This is a genomic window from Acholeplasma laidlawii (assembly GCF_015709225.1).
Classification (GTDB): domain Bacteria; phylum Bacillota_I; class Bacilli_A; order Acholeplasmatales; family Acholeplasmataceae; genus Acholeplasma; species Acholeplasma laidlawii_A.
The window spans coordinates 1-6,074 of sequence record NZ_JADNRS010000021.1 but is presented as its reverse complement, the minus strand read 5'-3'; the positions used below and the strand labels follow the sequence as shown (position 1 = coordinate 6,074).

General features: G+C 31.3%; 5 protein-coding genes. All 5 read right to left on the bottom strand.

The genetic code is table 11. From position 1 onward, the window contains the following. The coding region (locus IY230_RS01815; protein ID WP_196369636.1) for a hypothetical protein at nt 1–1,256 on the bottom strand (1,256 nt) is incomplete at its 3' end. Beyond that, the gene (locus tag IY230_RS01810) at nt 1,256–1,393 is read right to left on the bottom strand and encodes a hypothetical protein (RefSeq protein WP_196369635.1); all 138 of its coding nucleotides are present in this window, start codon (nt 1,391–1,393) and stop codon (nt 1,256–1,258) included. The genes IY230_RS01815 and IY230_RS01810, both read right to left, overlap by 1 nt. A 443-nt stretch (nt 1,394–1,836) precedes the next feature. Then, entirely contained in the window at nt 1,837–2,103 is a 267-nt protein-coding gene (locus IY230_RS01805; RefSeq protein ID WP_196369634.1) for a PqqD family protein, read from the bottom strand. A gap of 9 nt (nt 2,104–2,112) precedes the next feature. Continuing rightward, on the bottom strand, nt 2,113–3,261 hold the full coding sequence (locus tag IY230_RS01800; protein WP_196369633.1) for a hypothetical protein: 1,149 nt from the start codon (nt 3,259–3,261) through the stop codon (nt 2,113–2,115). 263 nt (nt 3,262–3,524) lie between these two features. Beyond that, on the bottom strand, nt 3,525–6,074 hold a 2,550-nt coding region (locus tag IY230_RS01795; protein WP_196369632.1), incomplete at its 5' end, for an endonuclease.

The following is a 6,074-nucleotide window of genomic DNA, read 5'->3' as shown; positions in this document are numbered from 1 at the left end:
ATTTTTTGTTCGCCTAATGTTGCAACTGTTAATGTATTACCATTACCAGTTGTTCTGTCTGCATATAATCTTACAGAACCATCTTTATTTAAACCAATAGTATTATTATAAGATCCAACAGAGTCTGTTGTGACATTAAATACGGACTCTACTAGCCCAACTACAGCTGCATTATTACCAGTTGTCATATTACCGCTATCTGTACCCGTATATTTAAATGTAACAGTTTCACCAACAGAAATTGATCTTAACACAAAGTTATTATCACTGTAGACAACATCACCGTTTTCTAATTTAGCATATGCTCTAAATGTTGTATATTCAAGTTCTTCAGGAATCGATCTTAAAAATTCATTTGTTTCTAGATGTAAGGATGTAGAAGGAATGACTTCAACTCCAACAGAATCTACTGTTAACACTTCTGCTGTTTTAGATGCAAGTAATCCATACTCAACAAAATCACCTTCAATATAACCTAAGAATGATTGATTGTCAGGGCTAATACCTGTTACATTTGATAAGTATACAACAGGAGCATCACTTTCTGGTTGATCAAATACTGCTGTTAGTTTAACTTCTTGCAGTGCTGAGAATGCATAGTTTGCATTTCTAGATACTACTTGACCATCTTCATCAGCCCAGTAACTAAAGTTGCCTGAATTTGGAGATAGTGTAACAACATCATTATATTTAACCTCAGTTAAGTCTTTAGTTCCACCAGTAACACTTACATTAATTACTGTTTGGTTTACTCTACTATATTGTGCAGTATAAACCGCATGATCATCTTCATATGATCCAACAAATGCATCAAATTGATAACCCGCTTTCACAGGATTTATACCTGTAAATACAGGTGATCCATCTGTAACATAATCAACATCTAATAATTCACCATTAGTGTCCACATAGCTAACAGCTTTTTCTCCTGCCGCTGCCGTGACTATCACTAAATGAGTTGAACCAGACATTGTAATTTCTATTGATTGAGTATCAACTTTTTCACCATTTAAAATGTAGTAAGCAAAGTCTTTTTCACTAGTTAATAGCCCACTTACATCAACAGAAACTTTTGAACCAAAACCATGAGGTACGCTAAGTTTTTGGTTTGTGCGGTTGACTTGTCCTTTGCCTTCAACTACTGTTACATTTAGGTCAGTATTTTGACCTGAGTTTGCTTGTGCGGTTGGCGCACTGTACATACCAATGAAAAGTAAACCAAAAAATGCAAAAAATAATATACTTAATTTTTTCACTATACGTCTCCTCCGCCGCCCCATACTTGTTCATTCAAGCCTGCACCACTTGTTGCAATCGAATCCTTCATTGAAAACTCAGTAATCTCTATAGTAGGACTATCATAAGTCTTCTTTTTAAGTGTTTCTTTCTTCATGTCTTTTTTCTCCCTTTTCTTTTTTTTTATTATTTATAAGATACCTTCATTAGTATACTATACAAATTCACGATCTAAGACCTTAGATCCTAAGACTTTACTTAATTTTTACCTTCAATTTACTATTCATTTAGATACAATAATCTCACTTAAATTATTAAAAGAGACCGACCAAAAAAATGGTCAGTCTCTTATATTTAAATTTGATAGTATGCTTCCACTTAGACTAATAACTTTATTGTACATTTTTAAGTAAGTGCCCCTTTGCATGAATCAATATTTACAAGTAACAGTATATTGTATTATATATATTAAAATAAATCAACTAATTTAGTAAAACGCTTCCATTTTTCAATAGTATAGGGTTTATAACTTATATTTTTTACTACTTAATAAAACAGGTGACATTTAAAATGTCACCTGTTTATCCTAAAAGTCTGTGTCTAATTATCAAATAGATTGTGTTTCTTTAGTAAACCAAGAAACTTTTCAACATCTGCTTTTGCACGAGAAGGTGTTACATCATAACTTTCAAGAAGTTTCATGATAAGTATCTCTTCTGTTGTTTCTTCTTTTAAGTTTTCAAATAAAAACTTACCTGTTTCATTTAATGTAATCATACCGTGAAATTTTGTTGCCTCAACGCCTATAGGTACTACAATATGTTCTCCAGCAACAGTTTTTAAAATATAATCTTTTTTTAATTTCATTTTATCCACCTATTTTATTATATATATTGGGTATTTATAGTTTATGCCATCTTTTTCAAAGATTACTGTAAATTCTAATTTTTCAGCACTTATTTCAAATTCATAAGTATCACGTATGTAGTCTGCATAAAGGATTAATTCATCATTTTCAAATTTAAAATTCATATCCTTAATATCATAACCTTCTACACTGATAAATACATAATCAAATGTTTCAAATAAGAATTTTACATCATCTTTAAAGTTGGTACTTTGAATCTGACCGTTATAAGCATAAGGGGTATCTAATCTATTAATCTCAAGTGTAATTTCATGCTCTCCTAAATTGGTGTGAATCATAAATGTTAAAACTTCTTGTTTTAATTGTTGATTATCTTTTAGGTTCTTAGTTAAGAAATTCATGTAACTTGTGCTAAAGTAGATAGTTTGATTAAACGCATAATAGTCTATACGTTCACTTAACGCATTTACTTCTACTAAATGATCATCTTCTTTTTTTGCTTCAAATAGTTCAATATAGTTTAAACCTATAGTTTTATAGGTGTATAGTGGTAACTCAAATTTTGAGTTAATACTATACTGGTAGTTATGCTTTGTAACTACTCTATCTGATTTATCTACAACAACTTCCGTTATTGGAGAAAATTCAGATTCATTATACTTATCACTTCTTGCCTTAACGCGTATTTCATAGGTGCCTGGCTCTAAGTATGGTGGTAAATCTTCTTTTGAATTGTATACTGTACCATTAATTTCTACATCATAGCTATCAGCATCTTCATCACGTGTGAAGAAGACTTGGTTATTTATTACTCCAATATCGGTAGGATATTGTAAAAATCTTACCTTAAACTCATATGCATCCGTAAACAAGGAATCTACAAAGTCTTCTACACCACTAATAGCCTGTATACGCACCTTGTATGTTCCATCTTCTGTAAAGGTGTACGTTGTTTCATTTATTATAATATTATCTCCATTAATACTTAAAATATATGAACTTGCTCCCTCTACCTCGCTAAATGTTAAAATATTTCTTTCCACTTTTATATTCGTAGGTTGGTGCAGTCTAAACTCCATATCCTCCGGGTTAGCACTACAAGATATCAATATAAAGGTAAAAAATAGAATCATGAATCCAGTACTTATTTTTCTCATATACTTCTCCCTAGTTTATACTATTTTACCATTAAATAGTCTTTTAGACATATCTAAGCCGTTATTTTAATAAATCTACATTCTTATAATGACGTTATTAATTATTATATCCTAAATTTGAAATATTTATTTTTAAGAAAAAAGATGTTAGTAGTTTTTTTACAAATCATATAAATAACTACTAACATCTTATTAAGTTTATTGCCTTGTATAATTGATTAGTTAATTAGATCTTAATTTTTAAGACTTATTAGTTAAAGTAATTAGCCAAATAAAACATCTACTAATTCTGGATGATCAATAAATGGATTACGGCTTTTTTGAATTCCAAATATTTTTTCATTTCTAGATATTTCAAAATCACTTACTGGATCTTGTTCATGCCATGTTATAAACATTTCGTAGGAACCAACTTCAGTAATCTTGATGTTGTTACGTAATGTGATATACAATACAATACGCGCAACATCTCCTACGTGCTCTTCACCCGGATAGAATTTACCACTAACTAATTGCCATTTAGCGCCTGTGACTGAGTTCGTAAATGGATAGTTTGAACGAGTTGAATTAACTGATGTAACTGCAGCTCTTAAGTTATGTAAGTCATCTTCTTTAGCACCAACTGCTCTTAGTTTTGATGCTGGTACAACGTGTTCACGGTTACCATATGAACCAAAACCTGTATAGATATTGTAGTTTTGTCCATTGTAATTATCAATAGTCTTTACTTGACCTGTAGAACCTGATTGTGATCCCATAGTCTTAATCATATTTGTTAAAGCTGATTTAAAAGCATTACCAGATAAACCATTTAATACTGAATAATAACCTGTAAAACTTGAACGTGAATTTACTGTAACATTGAAAGTTTTAGTTTCAACAACTTCACTATCAAATAAGACAGTGTATGTTAATGTAACTACAACATCATTATCTCCTTGGTTAATTACACCAGTATTTGATAATACAGCAGGGTTTGAAGATACCCAGTTTATAGTAGCACCAAATAATAATTCTCCTGCTACTGTTAAGTCTAGATTACTTGATGTTGATGTACCAATTGTAGGTAGTACAATGTTATCTAAAATAATTGCAGAAACGTCATTAAAGTCAACTGTATTATCTACTGTTAATTCACTAGCACTTGTTACAAATATGTAGTTATTTGATCCTTCTTTGTAAACAGGAGCAATCACGCTTACTCTTCGACCTGGGTCAAGGTTTGCTAGTTTGTTTTGAATTGCTGATTTTTCAGTTTGGTTTAAATCCTGTGGTACATAAATTGTAAAGCTACCTTGATTTGTATGTAACACATAGTTTGTTTGAGTATTTGTATATTTAGTCGACATTAGACCAAAGATAGATACTAATTTGGATGGATTGTTTGCTATCTTGTCAGCTGTAATAATAAGTGAAGATGCTTCTTTAGTAGCTAACTTTTTAACACCACGAATATTTCCAATATAAATATTTGAGTTTTCTGTTAGTTTTGTTCCTCTAACTTCAATTTCATCACCAGTTTTTAGTGTTGCATTAAGTGAAGTTGGTATTCTAACTAAAATTGCTGCTGTTTGGTCTTCCATGAAGACAAACAGTTCATTTCCTTTTGTATAAACGGATGTAACAACACCAATTGTTTTAACAAAACTTTGGTTTGTTTCTCCTCTAACAGATAAAATAGTTGTTGGGTTACCTTCACCTAATTTAACAATAAATTGTTTTGTTAAAGAAAATTCACCATTTGTAAGTGTTGCAATTAAACTTACCTCTACTTGACCTTCACTTGGTACAGTTACTGCACCCGTTGAAAGGTTAATTAAATTGTTGTTAGTGTTTGTTGCATTTGTATATGTCCAAACAATTGTACTTCCTTTAGCACCAACTTTTGAAAGTGTTGCCACACCATTTTCAATAAATGTTGTTGGAATTGATAATTGATTACGGTCTAACTCTACATTTACTTGTTCTGCTGGTTTAGCAGGTTTTAGATTAAACATTTTTAAATCAGAGATTTTAATTCTTGCTGTATTTTGAGTACCTGTAGAAGCATCTACAAATATACGTAAGTTATCTAATTCAACATCAGTGACTTCAATTACTTTACCATCAACTGTTAAGTGTGGTAATAAATCTAAGATATCAACCCAGTTACTACCATCTTTAGTTTGTAGTTTAGCAACAGTTGTTGCAGCTAAGTCTAGCTCACTCCAAGTTTTTAAATTAAATGTAACTTTATTTATCTTTGTTTGGAAGTTAAATACGATCCAAGCTGTTGTTTGTGATGTGGACGCACCTGACAAGATTAATTCATTACCAGTTGTGTTTGCACGTTTCTTTAAAATATCTACATTTGCATTTGTAACAGTATCTTTTAATACAGATGCTTCAGCAGTGTCAGAATATCCATGTTGTAAATCACCTGTAAATTGGAAGTGATGTACCAATGTTTCTTGATCAACTGGCTCTTCACCATCAGTTACTGTAATTTGAACAACAACTTCAGCGACATTACCTTTTAAGTCAGTAGCTGTGTAGATAACATCATATGTACCAGCAACTTCTAAATTAACTTCACTTGTATCAACTGCTACTTGAACAACACCATCAACTGCATCTAGTGCAGATACACCAGCTAAGTAGTTTGGAGCTGTTGAACCAATTACATAAGTGATATCTTTAGCACCGCTAATCACAGGTGCTACTGTATCTTCACCTGGTGTAACTGAACCTGAGCCACCATAAGTAATATCAATAGATACAATCCAAATTTGACCTGATTTAGTACCTGTTGTTGTATTCTTTAAACTAAACTG